Origin of the sequence: Pseudomonas sp. BIGb0278 (assembly GCF_024809895.1) — a bacterium.
GTDB classification, from domain to species: Bacteria; Pseudomonadota; Gammaproteobacteria; order Pseudomonadales; family Pseudomonadaceae; genus Aquipseudomonas; species Aquipseudomonas shirazensis.
In genome coordinates this window covers 81,495-97,305 of the sequence record NZ_JANUEL010000002.1, presented here as the reverse complement: position 1 = coordinate 97,305, position 15,811 = coordinate 81,495, and the positions used below count along the sequence as shown (strand labels likewise).

Annotated in this window: 16 protein-coding genes; 2 read left to right on the top strand and 14 right to left on the bottom strand. The window is 64.1% G+C overall.

Going from position 1 to position 15,811, the window contains the following annotated elements; translation table 11 throughout:
* The first annotated feature begins 130 nt into the window (after positions 1-130).
* Together cbpA and M2396_RS09205 are read left to right on the top strand one after the other, a co-directional pair.
* Entirely contained in the window at positions 131-1,093 is a 963-nt protein-coding gene (cbpA, locus tag M2396_RS09210) for a curved DNA-binding protein (RefSeq protein ID WP_101316014.1), read from the top strand.
* Between the two features lie 2 nt (positions 1,094-1,095).
* Positions 1,096-1,401, top strand: coding sequence for a chaperone modulator CbpM (locus tag M2396_RS09205; RefSeq protein WP_188035241.1), 306 nt, complete (start codon positions 1,096-1,098; stop codon positions 1,399-1,401).
* 145 nt (positions 1,402-1,546) lie between these two features.
* Here the strand turns inward: M2396_RS09205 and M2396_RS09200 are convergent, their stop codons facing one another.
* The 14 genes from M2396_RS09200 to M2396_RS09135 form a co-directional block, all read right to left on the bottom strand.
* Positions 1,547-2,056 (bottom strand): GNAT family N-acetyltransferase, encoded by a 510-nt coding sequence (locus M2396_RS09200; RefSeq protein ID WP_188035242.1) that lies wholly within the window; start codon positions 2,054-2,056, stop codon positions 1,547-1,549.
* Positions 2,057-2,087: 31 nt separating this feature from the next.
* The gene (urtE, locus tag M2396_RS09195) at positions 2,088-2,786 is read right to left on the bottom strand and encodes an urea ABC transporter ATP-binding subunit UrtE (protein WP_101316020.1); all 699 of its coding nucleotides are present in this window, start codon (positions 2,784-2,786) and stop codon (positions 2,088-2,090) included.
* Between the two features lie 50 nt (positions 2,787-2,836).
* Complete coding sequence (gene urtD / locus M2396_RS09190) at positions 2,837-3,694, bottom strand: urea ABC transporter ATP-binding protein UrtD (RefSeq protein WP_188035243.1); 858 nt, start codon at positions 3,692-3,694, stop codon at positions 2,837-2,839.
* Positions 3,691-4,770: an urea ABC transporter permease subunit UrtC gene (gene urtC, locus M2396_RS09185; protein WP_101316024.1), complete on the bottom strand. Its 1,080-nt coding sequence runs from the start codon at positions 4,768-4,770 to the stop codon at positions 3,691-3,693. Before urtC ends, urtD begins: the two co-directional genes overlap by 4 nt.
* The gene (gene urtB, locus M2396_RS09180) at positions 4,770-6,257 is read right to left on the bottom strand and encodes an urea ABC transporter permease subunit UrtB (RefSeq protein ID WP_101316026.1); all 1,488 of its coding nucleotides are present in this window, start codon (positions 6,255-6,257) and stop codon (positions 4,770-4,772) included. The genes urtC and urtB overlap by 1 nt, the downstream gene beginning before the upstream one ends.
* Positions 6,258-6,356: 99 nt before the next feature.
* A complete protein-coding gene (gene urtA, locus M2396_RS09175; RefSeq protein WP_101316028.1) occupies positions 6,357-7,622 on the bottom strand; it encodes an urea ABC transporter substrate-binding protein in 1,266 nt (421 codons plus the stop codon).
* Positions 7,623-7,817: 195 nt separating this feature from the next.
* Positions 7,818-9,221 carry a D-serine/D-alanine/glycine transporter gene (gene cycA, locus M2396_RS09170; protein WP_150571350.1) on the bottom strand — a complete coding sequence of 468 codons (1,404 nt, stop codon included), beginning with the start codon at positions 9,219-9,221 and terminating at the stop codon, positions 7,818-7,820.
* A gap of 134 nt (positions 9,222-9,355) precedes the next feature.
* Positions 9,356-10,720 (bottom strand): PepSY domain-containing protein, encoded by a 1,365-nt coding sequence (locus tag M2396_RS09165; protein WP_188035244.1) that lies wholly within the window; start codon positions 10,718-10,720, stop codon positions 9,356-9,358.
* Positions 10,721-10,769: 49 nt separating this feature from the next.
* Entirely contained in the window at positions 10,770-12,833 is a 2,064-nt protein-coding gene (locus M2396_RS09160; RefSeq protein ID WP_259074344.1) for a TonB-dependent copper receptor, read from the bottom strand.
* Positions 12,834-12,899: 66 nt separating this feature from the next.
* Positions 12,900-13,352, bottom strand: a complete 453-nt coding sequence (locus tag M2396_RS09155; RefSeq protein WP_259075237.1) for a DUF2946 domain-containing protein — start codon at positions 13,350-13,352, stop codon at positions 12,900-12,902.
* A gap of 25 nt (positions 13,353-13,377) precedes the next feature.
* Positions 13,378-13,860 (bottom strand): copper chaperone PCu(A)C, encoded by a 483-nt coding sequence (locus tag M2396_RS09150; RefSeq protein ID WP_101316037.1) that lies wholly within the window; start codon positions 13,858-13,860, stop codon positions 13,378-13,380.
* Between the two features lie 48 nt (positions 13,861-13,908).
* Positions 13,909-14,298 carry a DUF2946 domain-containing protein gene (locus tag M2396_RS09145; RefSeq protein WP_181089637.1) on the bottom strand — a complete coding sequence of 130 codons (390 nt, stop codon included), beginning with the start codon at positions 14,296-14,298 and terminating at the stop codon, positions 13,909-13,911.
* A gap of 129 nt (positions 14,299-14,427) precedes the next feature.
* On the bottom strand, positions 14,428-15,279 hold the full coding sequence (locus tag M2396_RS09140; protein WP_101316041.1) for an SPFH domain-containing protein: 852 nt from the start codon (positions 15,277-15,279) through the stop codon (positions 14,428-14,430).
* A 25-nt stretch (positions 15,280-15,304) separates the two neighbouring features.
* On the bottom strand, positions 15,305-15,742 hold the full coding sequence (locus tag M2396_RS09135) for an NfeD family protein (RefSeq protein WP_150571354.1): 438 nt from the start codon (positions 15,740-15,742) through the stop codon (positions 15,305-15,307).
* Between the last annotated feature and the right edge of the window lie 69 nt (positions 15,743-15,811).

The following is a 15,811-nucleotide window of genomic DNA, read 5'->3' as shown; positions in this document are numbered from 1 at the left end:
AGTTTATGCCCTTTGCCAGCAGAATCAAGACCAGTCGTCTGCTCCACGGCAACCCCAAACCGCCCTTGAAAGGCTATGCTTGGTCCCTATCTTCAGATGCAACACGCAAATTCACACTGGTGATCCATAGATGGACTTCAAAGACTATTACAAGATACTCGGCGTAGAGCCCACCGCGGACGATAAGGCGATCAAGGCCGCGTACCGCAAGCTGGCCCGCAAGTATCACCCCGATGTCAGCAAGGAGCGCGATGCCGAGGACAAGTTCAAAGAGGCCAACGAGGCCTACGAAGTGCTTGGTGACGCGCAGAAACGCGCTGAATTCGACGAGATCCGCAAGTATGGCGGCCAGCACGGCCGGCCGTTCCAGGCCCCGCCCGGCTGGCAGGGTCGCGGCGCTGGCGCGGACAATGGTTTCGAAGGCGGCGACTTCTCCGACTTCTTCAGCTCGATCTTTGGCGCACGTGGCGGCAGCCCGTTCGGACGCGGACAGCAGCAACAGCAACGCAGTGCGGGCAGACGAGGGCAGGACGTGGAACTGGAGCTGGCGGTTTTCCTTGAGGAGACCCTGAACAAAGAGTCCAAGCAGATCAGCTTCCAGATCCCGCAGACCAACGCCGCCGGGCAGCGCACCGGGTTCACCACCAAGACCCTCAACGTCAAGATCCCGGCCGGGGTCACCGACGGCGAGCGCATCCGCCTCAAGGGCCAGGGTGCGCCAGGGGTTGGCGGTGGTGCCAATGGCGACCTGTTCCTGACCATTCGCATGGCGCCGCATCCGCTGTTCGATGTCGAAGGCCATGACCTGATCATCACCGTGCCGCTGGCGCCGTGGGAAGCCGCGCTGGGCACCAAGGTCGCGGTACCGACCCTGACCGGCAAGATCAACCTGACCATCCGCCCCGACAGCCAGAGCGGCCAGCGCCTGCGCGTCAAAGGCATGGGCTTGAGCAACAAGCAGGGCGAGCGCGGTGATCTGTACGCGCAATTGAAGGTGGTCATGCCGACCCAGTCGGACGACGCCACCCGTGAACTGTGGGCCAAGCTTGCCGAGAAGGCCGCGTTCAACCCGAGGACTCAATGGAGTAGTTGATCATGAGCAGCACCCTGATCGTTCAACTGGACATGCGCACCCTCTGCCAGGAAGCCAATATCACGGCTGACTGGGTGATCGAAATCGTCGAGCACGGCATTGTTCAACCATCGGGGCGAACGCCGGAAGACTGGCTGTTCGACGACCGCGCGCCGGTAACGCTCAAGCGCGCGGTCAAGCTGCATCAGGAGCTGGAACTGGAGTGGGAAGGCGTGGCGCTGGCGCTGGAGTTGCTGGAAGAAGTGCAGCACCTGCGCAGCGAGAACAGCATGCTGCGCCAGCGTTTGGGGCGGTTTACCCAGATGTGACTCGCCACAGGGCCATCGACCGGCGCGTGGCCTGTAGGAGCGGCCTTGTGTCGCGAAAGGCCCGCAAAGCGGGCCCGGCGATGTCAGCGGCGGAGCTGAAATTTTTGGGGCCGCTGCGCGACCCTTTCGCGACACAAGGCCGCTCCTACAGGTGCGCGGGGTCCAGTAGCAATTGCATGAAGGTCAGGTCCAGCCAGCGACCAAACTTGATGCCGACCTGCGGCATCTGCCCGGTCACAATGAACCCCAGCCGCTCATGCAACCGCACCGACGCTGCATTGCCGCTCTCGATCGCAGCCACCATCACATGCTTGCCGCAGCCACGCGCACGCTCGATCAGTGCCGCCATCAGCAACGGCCCCAGGCCCTTGCCGCGTTGATCATCGCGCACATACACCGAATGCTCGACGGTGTGCCGAAAACCCTCGAACGGGCGCCAGTCGCCAAACGATGCATAGCCCAGCACGCCGCTGTCATCGGCTACCACCAGAATCGGATAGCCCTGCTCAGCCCGCGCCGCAAACCAGGCCTGGCGGTTGGCCAGGTCCACCGGGGTCTCGTTCCAGATCGCCGTGGTATTGCGCACGGCATCGTTGTAGATGGCGAGAATGCCCGGCACATCGGCAGCCTGGGCATCGCGAATCGGGTAGCTCATGACAACGTCTCGCAGAAGGATTGCCTGCAGATTAAATGGTTACCAACCCGCGCACACCTTCGGCCTGCATGTTTTCGCCACGGCCTTGCTGGATGATCTCGCCGCGGGCCATCACCAGGTACTGATCGGCCAGCTCCTCGGCAAAATCATAGAACTGCTCGACCAGCAAAATGGCCATGTCGCCGCGGTCGGCCAGCTTGCGGATCACCGCGCCGATTTCCTTGATCACCGACGGCTGGATGCCTTCGGTAGGCTCGTCGAGGATCAACAAGCGTGGCCGGCTGGCCAGGGCACGACCGATGGCCAGCTGCTGTTGCTGGCCGCCGGACAAGTCACCGCCACGGCGCTGCTTCATCTGCTCAAGTACCGGGAACAGCTCATAGATGAACGCCGGCACTTCCCGCGCCTCGCGGGCCGGGAAACGTGACAGGCCCATCAGCAGGTTTTCTTCAACGGTCAGCCGGGCAAAGATCTCCCGCCCCTGTGGCACATAAGCGATGCCGGCATGCACCCGCTGCTGCGGCTTGAGCGTGGTGATCGGCTGGTCTTCCCAGTGCACGCTGCCTTCCCGCGCCGGCACCAGCCCCATCAAACAGCGCAGCAAGGTAGTCTTGCCGACCCCATTGCGCCCGAGCAGACAGGTCACTTCACCGATCTTGGCCTCGAATGACAGGCCACGCAGGATATGGCTGCCGCCGTAGTACTGATGCAGGGTATCGATTTTCAGCATGTGCAAATCCTTGAGCGCAACGGTTGGCGCGGTCTGTTGGCAAACAACGATCAGCGGCCCAGGTAAACCTCGATCACCCGCTCATCCGCCTGCACCTGCTCCAGCGAGCCTTCGGCCAGCACGCTGCCTTGGTGCAGCACGGTGACGTGGTCGGCGATGCTGCCGACAAAGCCCATGTCGTGCTCCACCACCATCAGCGAATGGCTGCGCGCGAGGCCCTTGAACAGCTCGGCGGTGAACTCGGTTTCGGCATCGGTCATGCCTGCCACCGGCTCATCGAGCAGCAACAGTTGCGGCTCCTGGACCAACAGCATGCCGATTTCCAGAAACTGTTTTTGCCCGTGCGACAGCAGCCCGGCCTGGCGATGGGCCAAGGGCAGCAGGCGCAACTGGGTCAACACTGAGTCGATGCGCTCGCGCTGCTCGGATGACAGCCGCGAGGCCAGGCTAGCCCATACCGACTTGTCGGTCTTGAGCGCCAGTTCGAGGTTTTCACAGACGGTCAGCGCCTCGAACACCGTCGGCTTCTGGAACTTGCGACCTATGCCGGCCTGGGCGATCTGGTATTCGCTCATGCGGGTCAGGTCGAGGGTGTCGCCGAAAAACGCCGTGCCGGTGTCCGGGCGGGTCTTGCCGGTGATCACGTCCATCATGGTGGTCTTGCCGGCACCATTGGGGCCGATGATGCAGCGCAGCTCGCCAACCCCGATGTACAGGTTCAGCGCATTGAGCGCCTTGAAACCATCGAAGCTGACGCTGATGTCTTCCAGGCTCAGCACCGTGCCGTGGCGCACATCCAGGCCTATGCCGCGGCGCTGGCCGAGTCCGATCGCATCGCGCCCGGCGCCGATCTGGTCGAATACCGGTTCGAGCATGAATTCCGGGTGTACCGGTGGGATGCCTCTCATGGCTGGTTCCTTTTCTTCAACAGGCCGACCACGCCTTTGGGCAGGTACAGGGTGACGATGATGAACAGCGCGCCGAGGAAGAACAGCCAGAACTCCGGGAAGGCCACGGTGAACCAGCTCTTCATGCCATTGACCAGGCCCGCTCCGAGCAGTGGCCCGATCAACGTGCCGCGTCCGCCCAGTGCTACCCATACGGCAGCCTCGATGGAGTTGGTCGGCGACATTTCACTGGGGTTGATGATGCCCACCTGTGGTACGTACAACGCCCCGGCCAGGCCGCACAGCACGGCGCTGAGCACCCACACCAGCAGCTTGAAACCGCGCGGGTCATAGCCGCAGAACATCAGCCGGTTCTCCGCATCACGCAGTGCCGTCAGCAGGCGGCCGAACTTGCTCTGGGTCAGCCGCCAGCACAGGTACAGGCTGGCCAGCAGCAGGCCGACGGTAAGCAGGAACAACACTGCGCGGGTGCCTTGCGCGGCCACATCGAAGCCGGCAATGGTGCGGAAGTTGGTGAAGCCGTTGTTGCCGCCAAAGCCGGTTTCGTTACGGAAGAACAGCAGCATGCCGGCGAAGGTCAGCGCCTGGGTCATGATCGAGAAGTACACGCCCTTGATCCGTGAGCGGAAGGCGAACCAACCAAACACCAGCGCGAGCAGGCCCGGCGCCAGCACTACCAGGCACAGCGCCCAGGCGAGATGCTGGGTGCCGGCCCAGAACCATGGCAGCTCGGTCCACGACAGAAAGGTCATGAACGCCGGCAGGCCGTCACCCGCCGCCTGGCGCATCAGGTACATGCCCATGGCGTAGCCGCCGAGGGCGAAGAACAATCCATGCCCCAGCGAAAGCATGCCGGCGTAGCCCCACACCAGGTCCAGCGCCAGCGCGACAATGGCGTAACAAAGGATCTTGCCGACCAGCGTCAGGGTGTAGGCCGAGACCTGCAACGAGTGCTCTGCGGGTAGCAGCGACAACAGCGGCAAGGCCAGTAGCAGCAGGACAACAACGATGCCGATGGCCAGCGACAGGCGCGGCCCGGCCTTTTGTGCGGCGGTGACAAGCAGTGGCTGGTTCATCAGTCGATTACCCGTCCCTTGAGAGCGAACAAGCCTTGCGGGCGCTTCTGAATGAACAGGATGATCAGCGCAAGGATAAGGATCTTGCCCAGCACCGCACCGATCTGCGGCTCGAGCAGTTTGTTGGCGATGCCCAGGCCGAACGCGGCCCACAGCGTGCCGGCAAGCTGGCCGACGCCACCGAGAACCACCACCAGGAACGAGTCGATGATGTAGCTCTGGCCAAGGTCTGGGCCGACGTTGCCGACCTGGCTCAGGGCCACCCCGCCAAGGCCGGCGATGCCCGAGCCAAGGCCGAAGGCGAGCATGTCGACGCGGCCGGTGGAGACCCCGCAGCAGGCAGCCATGTTGCGGTTCTGGGTGACCGCGCGCACGTTCAGCCCCAGCCGGGTGCGGTTGAGCAGCAGCCAGGTGAGCAGCACCACCGCCAGGGCAAAGCCGATGATCACCATGCGGTTGTAGGGCAGTACCAGATTCGGCAGCACTTGAATCCCGCCGGACAGCCACGCCGGGTTGGCTACCTCGACGTTCTGCGCGCCAAACAGCAGGCGGATCGCCTGGATCAGGATCAGGCTGATGCCCCAGGTCGCCAGCAGGGTTTCCAGTGGGCGACCGTACAGATGACGGATCACTGTGCGCTCCAGCGCCATACCGACCCCGGCACTGACGGCGAACGCCACCGGCAGGGCGATCAGCGGGTAGAACTCGATGGCGCCTGGCGCGTAGCGCTGCAGCAGTACCTGGACCATGTAGGTGCTGTAGGCGCCGAGCATGAGCATCTCGCCGTGGGCCATGTTGATCACCCCAAGCAAGCCGAAGGTGATCGCCAGGCCCAGTGCTGCCAGCAGCAGGATCGAGCCCAGCGACAGGCCGCTGAAGGCCTGCCCGAGCAGTTCACCGATCAGCAGCTTGCGCTTGACCTGGGCCAGGCTGGTTTCGGCGGCGGTGCGCACGGCGGCGTCGGTCTCGACACCGGGCTGCAACAGCGCTTCAAGACGGGTGCGGGCCAAAGGGTCGCCGGTTTCGCCGAGCAGACGCACTGCGGCCAGGCGTACCGAGGGCTCGCTGGCGACCAGTTGCAGGTTGGCCAGGGCCAGGCCCAGAGCGGCATGCACCGCTGGGTCTGACTCATTGGCGAAGCGCCGGTCTAGAAACGCCACCTGTGCCGGCTGGGCGCTGCGTTGCAGTTCGCCAGCCGCGGCCAGCCGCACGCGGGCGTCATCGCTGAGCAACTGATGGCTGGCCAGGGCATTGTCGATCAGGCCGCGCAGACGGTTGTTCAGGCGCAGCTTGCGCGTGTCGCCGTCGGCGATCCGGCCTTGTTTCAGCGCGGTCAGCAGCGCCAGCCGCGCAGGCTCTGGCTGGGCTGCCCAGTCCTGCAGCAGGCGGGCCTGGTCTGCGGGCTTGGCAGCGTAGAAGAGGTCGCCCTCGCTGGCCTGGGTTGCCAGCGGCAGCAGCAGGAGCAGGGCGAGCAGGAATCTGAGCATTGGTTGATCCTGTTGTGTCAGGGGGAGGCGAGGGCTGCGCGCTCGATCGCGACACAAGGCCGCTCCTACAGGAAAGGGCCGCAGAGCGGCCCCCGTCACTTAGTTACCCTTCACCGCATAATCCGGACGCTTGTCGTTGCCAGGAATGAACGGGCTCCACGGTTGCGCACGCAGGGGCTGCTCGGTCTCCCAGACCACACTGAACTGACCGTCATCCTGGATCTCGCCGATCATTACCGGCTTGTGCAAGTGGTGGTTGGTCTTGTCCATGGTCAGGGTGTAGCCCGACGGCGCGGCAAAGGTCTGTCCGGCCAGCGCTTCGCGGACCTTGTCGACATCGGTGGACTTGGCCTTCTCGACCGCCTGCGCCCACATATTGATACCGACATAGGTGGCTTCCATCGGGTCGTTGGTCACCGCCTTGTCGGCGCCCGGCAGATTTTTTGCCTTGGCGTAGGCCTTCCAGTCCGCGACGAACTTCTGGTTGACCGGGTTATCCACCGACTCGAAGTAGTTCCACGCCGCCAGGTGGCCGACCAGCGGCTTGGTGTCGATACCGCGCAGCTCCTCTTCGCCCACCGAGAACGCCACTACCGGTACGTCGGTGGCCTTCAGGCCCTGGTTGGCCAGTTCTTTGTAGAACGGCACGTTGGAGTCGCCGTTGACGGTGGAGATCACCGCGGTCTTGCCGCCGGCAGAGAACTTCTTGATGTTGGCGACAATGGTCTGATAATCAGCGTGGCCGAACGGCGTGTACACCTCTTCTATGTCCTTGTCGGCCACACCTTTGCTGTGCAGGAAGGCCCGCAGAATCTTGTTGGTGGTGCGCGGGTAGACATAGTCGGTGCCGAGCAGGAAGAAGCGCTTGGCGCTGCCGCCGTCTTCGCTCATCACGTATTCCACCGCCGGGATCGCTTGCTGGTTAGGCGCCGCGCCGGTGTAGAAGACGTTTGGCGACATCTCTTCACCTTCGTACTGCACCGGGTAGAACAGCAGCCCATTGAGCTCCTCGAACACCGGCAGCACCGACTTGCGCGACACCGACGTCCAGCAGCCGAACACCACCGCGACCTTGTCCTGGGTCAGCAACTGGCGGCTTTTCTCTGCGAACAGCGGCCAGTTGGAAGCCGGGTCGACCACCACCGCTTCGAGCATTTTGCCATTGACCCCGCCCTTGGCGTTGATCTGGTCGATGGTCATCAACGCCATGTCCTTGAGCGAGGTCTCGGAAATGGCCATGGTCCCCGACAGCGAATGCAGGATGCCGACCTTGATGGTCTCGGCGGCCTGGATACTCCAGCTCAGGCCCATCGCCGCAATCGATGCGCTAAGGGTAAAGGCCTTGATCAGACTGCGACGCTTCATGTGCTCTCTCCGCTGAGTTTTTTATGCTGTTGGCGACTCTGCAGGAGACATTGCAAGCGCTGTGCCCGCTTTTCGGACACGGCCAAAGCCCCGGTTTCCGGGGCTTTGCGGGGGAAGGGTAGGGTTGCTGGGTCCAGCTTGGTGCTGGCGCCCGAGGCGTGCACGGTATTGGGGCCGCTAGGCGGCCCCAAGCAGTCAGCGGTCCATTGCGGCCCGCGGCTGGCGCTTGCTGCGCACGAACTGGTAGGTCACTGCCAGCAGCAGGAACCAGATCGGCGTCACTACCAGCGCCGAGCGGGTGTCGGCCTCAAGGCTGAGCAGCACCAGAATCGCGGCGAAGAACACCAGGCACACGTAGCACATGAAGCGCCCGCCGGGCATCTTGTAGATCGAGCTTTGATGCAGCGCCGGGCGCTGGCTGCGGTACTTCAGGTACGACAGCAGGATCAGCGTCCAGACGAACATGAACAGCACCGCCGACACCGTGGTCACCAGGGTGAAGGCTTCGATCACGTTCGGCACCAGGTAGATCAACACCGCGCCCAGCAGCAGGCAGGCGCAGGAGAAGAACAGACCGTTGGCCGGGACCGCGCGGCGCGAGAGCTTCTCGAAGGCCTTCGGTGCATCGCCTTCCTGGGCCAGGCCGAACAGCATGCGGCTGGTGGAGAACACGCCGCTGTTGGCCGACGAGGCGGCCGAGGTCAGCACCACGAAGTTGATGATGCTGGCCGCAGCAGGCAGGCCGGCGAGGACGAACAGCTCGACGAACGGGCTCTTGCCCGGCACCACGTCCCGCCACGGCGTCACTGCCATGATCGCGATCAGGGCCAGCACGTAGAAGACGATGATGCGGATCGGGATCGAGTTGATCGCCCGCGGCAGGGTGCGCTCCGGGTCTTTCGCTTCGGCGGCGGTGGTGCCGACCAGCTCGATACCGACAAAGGCGAACACGGCGATCTGGAAACCGGCGAAGAAGCCCATCAGGCCATGGGGGAACATGCCGTCATCGTTCCACAGGTTGGCCAGCTGCGCAGTGCTGCCAGTGGGCGACTGGAAGCCGGTGATGACCATATACAGGCCGGTGGCGACCAGGCCGAGGATGGCGACGATCTTGATCAGGGCGAACCAGAATTCCATCTCGCCGAACATCTTCACCGTCACCAGGTTCAGTGACAGCAGCAGCGCCACGCAGCTCAGCGCCGGGATCCACTGCGGCAGGTCAGGGAACCAGAACTGGGTGTAGGCGGCGATCGCGACCACGTCGGCGATACCGGTGACGACCCAGCAGAACCAGTAGGTCCAGCCGGTGAAGTAACCGGCCCAGGGCCCGAGCAGGTCGGCCGAGAAGTCGATGAAGGACTTGTAGTTGAGGTTCGACAGCAGCAGCTCGCCCATCGCCCGCATGACGAAGAACAGCATGAAGCCGATGATCATGTAGACGAAGATGATCGACGGGCCAGCAAGGCTGATGGTCTTGCCCGAACCCATGAACAGGCCGGTGCCGATGGCGCCACCGATGGCGATAAGCTGAATGTGGCGGTTGCTCAGGTTGCGTTGCAGATGCTGATCATCTGGCTCGGGGGTGGAGGTCACGGTCATTGGCTGCATTCCATTATTGGTTCAGTCTTTTTTTGCTAGCCGAGTAGGCTAACACGCCCGTTCCAGATCGGGGCGTGACAGATCGACACGAGTTTTGCGTGGCAGCCTGGGGCCGCAAAACGGCCCCGGCTCTCTCAAGCCCGAACCACCATCCGCCGCCTCACCACGCAACGATCAACCACCCACATCACCAGCATCGACACCCCCACCAACGGAAACGCGACGCCCAAGACCAGCATCACCACTGTCGCCGTCTTCCAGCGCGGCAAATCATGGCGCAGCGGCGGCACCCCCAGGCCACCCTCGGGCCGGCGCTTCCACCACATCACCAGACCGCTCACCGAACCGAGCAGAATCATCAGGCACACCAGCAAGATCACGATCTGGTTGAACGCGCCAAACATCTTGCCCTCATGCAGCATCACGCCCAGCTCAGTCGCGCGGGCGACCGGGCTGTAGTCCTGCCAGCGCACATCGGCCAGCACCTGGCCGGTGTACTGGTCGACATGCAGGGTGGCGTCGTTGCGGGGATCATCAGCAAACACCGCAATGGTAAACACGCCGTCGGCGGTGGTCGGCAGAGTGATGCTGTAGCCGGGCTCGACCTGGCGGCTGCTGGCAATGTCCTCGACCTGCTGCAAGCTGACCTGCGGCGCTGCTGGCTTGCTCGACATCATGTGGTGCCCGGCATGTTCGGCATGGGCGCCCGACTGCGGCATCGGCGTGTTCTCCATCGCCCAGGGCACGGTCTGCCGATGCGCCTGGTTGAGCACCCGCGCCTGCTGGTCCGACTTGGGCACGTCATTCCACATCGCCGCCGGGAAGCGGTTCCACAGATCGGCATACTGCTTGCCCCACATGCCAGTCCAGGTCATGCCGCTGAGCAGCATCAGCAGCAACAGCGCCGATCCCCAGAAACCGCTGACCGCATGCAGGTCGCGCCACAGCAGCCTGCCGCGCGAGGCAAAGCGCGGCCAGAGCACGCCGGCACTGCTGCGCCCGCGCGGCCACCACAGGTACAGCCCCGACACCACCAGCACAATGCCCCAGCCAGCGGCCAGTTCCACCAGCCGGTCGCCGACGGTGCCGACCATCAGCTCGCCATGCAGGGCACGGGCGATGGCCTGCAGGTTCTGCTGGGCGTCCTGCTCGCCGAGCACCTTGGCGTTGTACGGATCGACGAACACGTTCAGCTCACGACCGCCGTCATGCACCACGAATTGCGCGCTGCGCTCGCTGTTCAGCGGCGGCAGGTACTGGCCGACGTGGCCCTGTGGATAAGCCTGCTGAACCTGCGCCAGCAGCGCGTCGGCGTTTTGGCGATGGTGGCCGCCTTCGACCACCATCAGCTCGCGGTACATCAGCGGGTCGAGCTGTGGCTTGAACAGATAGATGATCCCGGTGAGCGCCAGCAGAATCATGAATGGCGCAACGAACAGCCCGGCATAGAAGTGCCAGCGCCAGGCCAGGTTATAGAAGGAAATACGCGGTCCGCTCATGGAACCTCCCATCAGAGGGGCGCGGTCATGGCCGCGCCCGTTGTAATTGTCAGAAGCTGAGATCGACTTTGGTCCAGAAGGTCCGGCCAGGTTCAGGCACCGGCTGCGGATCGTTCGCCGGGTAACCAAAACCGGCGTTGCCGGCCAGGTTCAGGTGCTCGGCGTAAGCCTTGTCGAACAGGTTGTCGACGCCTGCGCTGAGCTTGAGATTGCGCGTGACCTTGTAGGCGCCGTTGAGCGAGAACACGCCAAAGCCTGCGCTTTTTTGATAGTCCTTGCCGACCACATTGCCCTGATTTTCAGCGACGCGGTTCTGCGCCGAGACCAACCGCCACAACGCCCCGGTGCTCCAGTTGTCCTGGCTGTAGGTCAGGCCCAGGCGGCTTTCCAGTGGCGGCATCTGCGGCAGTGCCTTGCCGTCGCTGCTGTTTTTGCCCCAAGCGTAAGCCAGGGTCGCATCGGCCTTCCAGTTTTCCGACAGCTTGTACGCCGCGCCCAGCTCGCCGCCCATGATCCGCGCATCGATGTTCTGCGCCTGGGTGGTGCTCATGCCCATCATGCCGGTCTGGTAGTCGAACAAAATGTAGTCGCGGATCTGCCCGACATAGCCCGAGGCCCAGGCTTGCAGGCGCTCGTCACGGTACTGGAGGCCGAAGTCGAGCTGGGTGGTTTTCTCCGGTTTGATCGCGTCGAAGGCGTTGCGTGCACCTGCCGGGCCGTCGGCCGAGAACAGCTCCCAGTAATCCGGGAAGCGTTGCGCATGGCCAAGGCCGATGTAGGTGGTGGCCGACAGCGCGCTGAGGTCATGCTCATAGCGGACAAAGCCGCTGGGCAGGGTATCGGCGCGAGTGTTGCCGGCGGTGGCCTGGTCGCTGCGCAGATCGCGCGCCGAAGCGCGGTCAAGGCGGGCACCGCTGATCAATCGGTCTTCGCCGCTCGCGTACCAGGTCAGCTCGGCGAACGCGCCGTAGTTGTGGAACTCGGCATCCTTGCTCCACGGCTGGCCACGGTGCGCGTCGACGCCCATGCCGCTGCGCTGGCGGTGCTCGCTGCTTTGCGCATCGATACCGTTGATCAACTGCACATCGGCCCAACGCCAGGTGGCCTTGATCCGCGCGCCGAGGGTGCGCCGGTCGACGTTGGCGACCATCGGCATGCCCATCATGCCGCTGCCGGACGGGGTGCGCAGGCTGTAGTTGTCCATCACGTGGTCGGCGTAGTTGTAGTAGACCTGCGCCTCGATCTTGTCGAGCACCTCGCCGAGGTTGGATTTTTCGAAGCGCAGGCCCAGGCTTTCGCGCTTGAACTGCGAGCCGTCCATGCCGCGCCCGGCGTAACGAGCTTCGCCGTCACCTTTGCCGGCGGTGAGCTCGAGCAGGGTGTCGGCATCCGGCGTCCAGCCAAGGCTGACGTCGCCGTTCCACTTGTCCCAGCGCGACGGCACGCTGTCGCCGTTGCCGTCGCGGTAGTCATCCGAGCGTGACTGGTTGCCGACGAAGCGCGCATACGCCTGGCTGTTGCCGGCGGCGACGTCGAGCAGCTTGTCGAAGCGGCCATTGGAGCCGGCCAGCAGGCTGGCGTTGACTCGGCTGCCAAGCTCGCCGAACTGCTCCGGCTCGCGTTCGAAGAGGATCGTCCCGGCCGAGCCGCCGGGGCCCCAGATCACACTTTGCGGGCCTTTGATCACGGTAAGGCGGTCGTAGGTTTCCGGCGAGATGTACGAGGTTGGCGCGTCCATCCGGTTGGGGCAGGCGCCGAGCATCTGGCCGCCATTGGTGAGGATGTTCAGACGCGAGCCGAACATGCCGCGCAACACCGGATCGCCGTTGGTGCCGCCAGCGCGGATCGCCGAGAAGCCGGGGATGGTCTTCAGGTAGTCGGCACCATCACTGGCCGGCACTGGTTGGCGCGGGTCCTTGGGGTTGGTGACGATGGTCAGCGGCGAGCTGGGGGCGACGGCGGTGATTACCGTCGGGCTCAGCTCGGCGGCGTCGTGGTCGTGGCCAACATGGCCGCTGTCGGCGGCGATAGCCAAGGGGCTCAGCAGCGAGCCGCAGAGCACGGCGATAGTGCCGCGCAGGGAAAGGGTGAAAACGGGGATGCAGCCGGACATAGTGATTCCAGTCGATCAGTCGAATATGAGCGCACAGCCTCCTGGCTGCGTGCGGTCAATGGATGTTCAGACGTAGATCGACTGGGCAGGTGGCGCCCGGCTGCGGGCGCCGGGGAAAATCGCCTGGCGCGCGTGGCCGTGGCGGGTGGCGCTTGGCGGGGGCGGGGCAGGTGGAACGCGGCTGGCGTTGAGCGGGCTGAAGCTCTGCGGCAGCGCCGGGCAGTTGAACAGCAGGGTGCAATAGCCGCACTTGGCCCACAGCGCGTGCAGCTCGGCGTCATCGCTGTGGTTGTGGTGGTGCTTGCTGTCGGCGTGGGCATGGCTGGCGGGCATGGGCATGTTCATGGCCATGTCGCTGGACATGCTCATGCTCATGCCCGTGTGGTGCTCCATCGGCATCGACTGAGAAATCAGCGGCCCGATGAAGATCATCCACATGGCAAACAGGCTCAGCCAGCCGCCACCGGCGCGCCTGCGAGCAGGGCGGGTGGTACGGCGGTAGCTGTGTTTGCCCAGCACGTTCACGGCTGGCGCCTGTCAGCGGTCAGTGCGCGTGTTGCTGTTGCGGCTGGTCGGCCGGCGGCTGCTTCTGGACAGCCACTTGCACGGTGATGTCGCCGGCTTTTTCGAAGTGCAGGGTCAGCGGGAAGCGCTTGCCGTCGGTGAGCAGGCTGCGGTCCTTGGGCTGCATCAGCATCACGTGGTAGGCGCTGGGGGCGAACAGCAGGTCCTTGCCGGCGGGGATGGTCACGCCGTCGACCTGCTGCATTTTCATCAGGCCTGCTGCGTTCATGGCGTGCTCATGCAGCTGCGCGTCATCACTGATCGGGCTGTCGACGCTGAGCAGGCGGTCGTCGCTGCTGCCACTGTTGTGCACGGTGAAATACGCCGCCACGTTGGGCGCATTGGGCGGCAGCTGCAGCGACCACGGGTGGGCGATGTGCAGGTCACCCTGAGTGTATTCATGGGCATTGGCGAATGCGCCAGGCAGCAACAGGGCGGCCACGACGAGGGCTTGCTTGAGCATGGGGAAATCTCCGATCTGGACAGGTTCAGGGCGCGGGGCGGCTGTAACTCAGGTCAGAGGAGAGGCGCGCGGATTGAGCGCAGGCCATAACTGGCGCGGCGTCGGTTGGTAGCTGGCAAGAATGCTCGCAGTGCCGTTGTCCATGGCGACAGGGATGTGCAACTGCGGCGGATGCCCAGGCAAGGCCAGCAGCGTCAGGCCGCCTGAGCAGCACCAGCAATGTTGCATGCTCGCGTGCTCGTCGCCTTGCGGGCCGAGGTCGATCTTGGCCAGCGCCTGCACTGCCGGCGTGGGCTTGACGCCCATGCTGGAGCAGAACGCCCCCCACAGCAGCTGCTCGGCCGCGCTTTTCGGCGCAGCGGAAGACAGCGGCATGGCCAGCAGATTGAACAGCACTGCAAGGCAGGCGATCCAGGCGATGGGCCGACGTGGGGGCATGGAGAGATCCGGTCAGGAATCGTGGTGGCTATTGTAAGGCGCAGTATAGGTAAAAATACCCCGGTGCGGTGAAGTGCCGCAGCTGCGCCTGTGCAATGGCCGCCCTGACCTGAGCGGGGCGGCGGTGTATCAGGCCTTGCGCCCGAGCAGCCCGCGCACTGTTTCTTGCAGGTCGGCCGGCAACACCACGATCTTGGAATTGTTGCTCGCAGCGAGGGTTTCCATCGCACCGATGTAACGCTCGCCAAGCAGGTACATGGCCGGAGTGGTCTCGCTGCCGACCGCCTCGCGCACCAGGGTAATCGCTCGGGCCGAGGCTTCGGCCAGGTTGATCTGCGCTTCTGCGTCGAGCCGAGCCGACTGCAGGCGCGCTTCGGCTTCCAGTACGGCCGCTTGCTTGGCACCCTCGGCGCGGGTCACGTCGGCTTTACGCTCACGCTCTGCGGCGGCCTGACGTTCCATCGCCAACTGCATGTTCGGCGACGGCTTGATGTCCTGGATTTCTACCGAGCGCACGGTCACGCCCCAGTCTTCGGTCTGCTCGGACATCGCTTCGCGCAGGCGCGCCTTGATCTGCTCGCGGCTGGACAGCGCTTCGTCGAGGTCCATGGCACCGACGATCGCCCGCAGCGAGGTCATGGTCAGGCTGGTCACGGCAAACGAGAAGTTCTGCACGCCGTAGGAGGCCTTCTGCGGGTCGATTACCTTGGCGAAGCACAGTGCGTTGGCGACGATGACGGCGTTGTCCTTGGTGATGATTTCCTGTTGCTGGACATCGAGGATGATGTCCTTGGTCGGCAGGCGATAGGCAACCACGTCCATGTACGGGATGAGGATGTTCAGGCCGGGCTTGAGCGTGCTGTGGTAGCGGCCCAGGCGCTCGACGATCCACTCTTCGCCCTGGGGCACGATGCGCACCCCTTTGAATACGGTGATCAGAACAAACAGTGCCAGGCAGGCGACGACGATTAGGCTGGTCATGGTGCAGCGTCCTTTAAGTACGGATTCAGGCCCGGGTGATCCGGGCGGTGTTGCCTTCGATGGCGGTCAGGCGCACGCGCTCGCCGGCGGCGATGTCACTGTCGGCGATGCACACCCATTCCTCGTTGCCGAGGATCGGCTTCTGGAAGCGCACCCGGCCCTTCTGAAACTCCGAGACGGCCACGGTAAGCAGGCCGACCTCGCCGATCACGCTGTCGGCAGTCCAGCGCACGTCGGGTTTTTTCCGGCGAAACAGCTTGAACCAGAGCAGGGTAGTGGCCGACGAGAACAGCACCCACAGCAGCACCTGGCTGTCCAGTTGCAGGCTGGGTGCGATCAGGGCGATCAGCGCCACCAGCACGGCGCCGATGCCGAACCAGAGAATGAAGAACGTGGGCAGGACCAGTTCAAGCAGGACCAGGGCAACGCCGAAGACGAGCCAGATCCACCATTGCATTTCCATATGGGTGGCCTTCCAGGAGGGGAATGCGCAGTTTACGGCAGATGGCCGGATGGCGGCCATTGAGACGGT

Excerpts from the sequence above, each read along its gene's own strand:
- urtA (WP_101316028.1), bottom strand. The coding sequence starts at position 7,622 with ATGAAGCGTCGCAGTCTGATCAAGGCCTTTACCCTTAGCGCATCGATT.
- M2396_RS09145 (WP_181089637.1), bottom strand. The coding sequence starts at position 14,298 with ATGCCCCCACGTCGGCCCATCGCCTGGATCGCCTGCCTTGCAGTGCTG.
- M2396_RS09165 (WP_188035244.1), bottom strand. The coding sequence starts at position 10,720 with ATGAGCGGACCGCGTATTTCCTTCTATAACCTGGCCTGGCGCTGGCAC.
- M2396_RS09150 (WP_101316037.1), bottom strand. The coding sequence starts at position 13,860 with ATGCTCAAGCAAGCCCTCGTCGTGGCCGCCCTGTTGCTGCCTGGCGCA.
- M2396_RS09135 (WP_150571354.1), bottom strand. The coding sequence starts at position 15,742 with ATGGAAATGCAATGGTGGATCTGGCTCGTCTTCGGCGTTGCCCTGGTC.
- cbpA (WP_101316014.1), top strand. The coding sequence starts at position 131 with ATGGACTTCAAAGACTATTACAAGATACTCGGCGTAGAGCCCACCGCG.
- urtC (WP_101316024.1), bottom strand. The coding sequence starts at position 4,770 with ATGAACCAGCCACTGCTTGTCACCGCCGCACAAAAGGCCGGGCCGCGC.
- M2396_RS09205 (WP_188035241.1), top strand. The coding sequence starts at position 1,096 with ATGAGCAGCACCCTGATCGTTCAACTGGACATGCGCACCCTCTGCCAG.
- urtB (WP_101316026.1), bottom strand. The coding sequence starts at position 6,257 with ATGCTCAGATTCCTGCTCGCCCTGCTCCTGCTGCTGCCGCTGGCAACC.
- M2396_RS09200 (WP_188035242.1), bottom strand. The coding sequence starts at position 2,056 with ATGAGCTACCCGATTCGCGATGCCCAGGCTGCCGATGTGCCGGGCATT.
- urtE (WP_101316020.1), bottom strand. The coding sequence starts at position 2,786 with ATGCTGAAAATCGATACCCTGCATCAGTACTACGGCGGCAGCCATATC.
- M2396_RS09160 (WP_259074344.1), bottom strand. The coding sequence starts at position 12,833 with ATGTCCGGCTGCATCCCCGTTTTCACCCTTTCCCTGCGCGGCACTATC.
- M2396_RS09140 (WP_101316041.1), bottom strand. The coding sequence starts at position 15,279 with ATGACCAGCCTAATCGTCGTCGCCTGCCTGGCACTGTTTGTTCTGATC.
- urtD (WP_188035243.1), bottom strand. The coding sequence starts at position 3,694 with ATGAGAGGCATCCCACCGGTACACCCGGAATTCATGCTCGAACCGGTA.
- cycA (WP_150571350.1), bottom strand. The coding sequence starts at position 9,221 with ATGACCGTGACCTCCACCCCCGAGCCAGATGATCAGCATCTGCAACGC.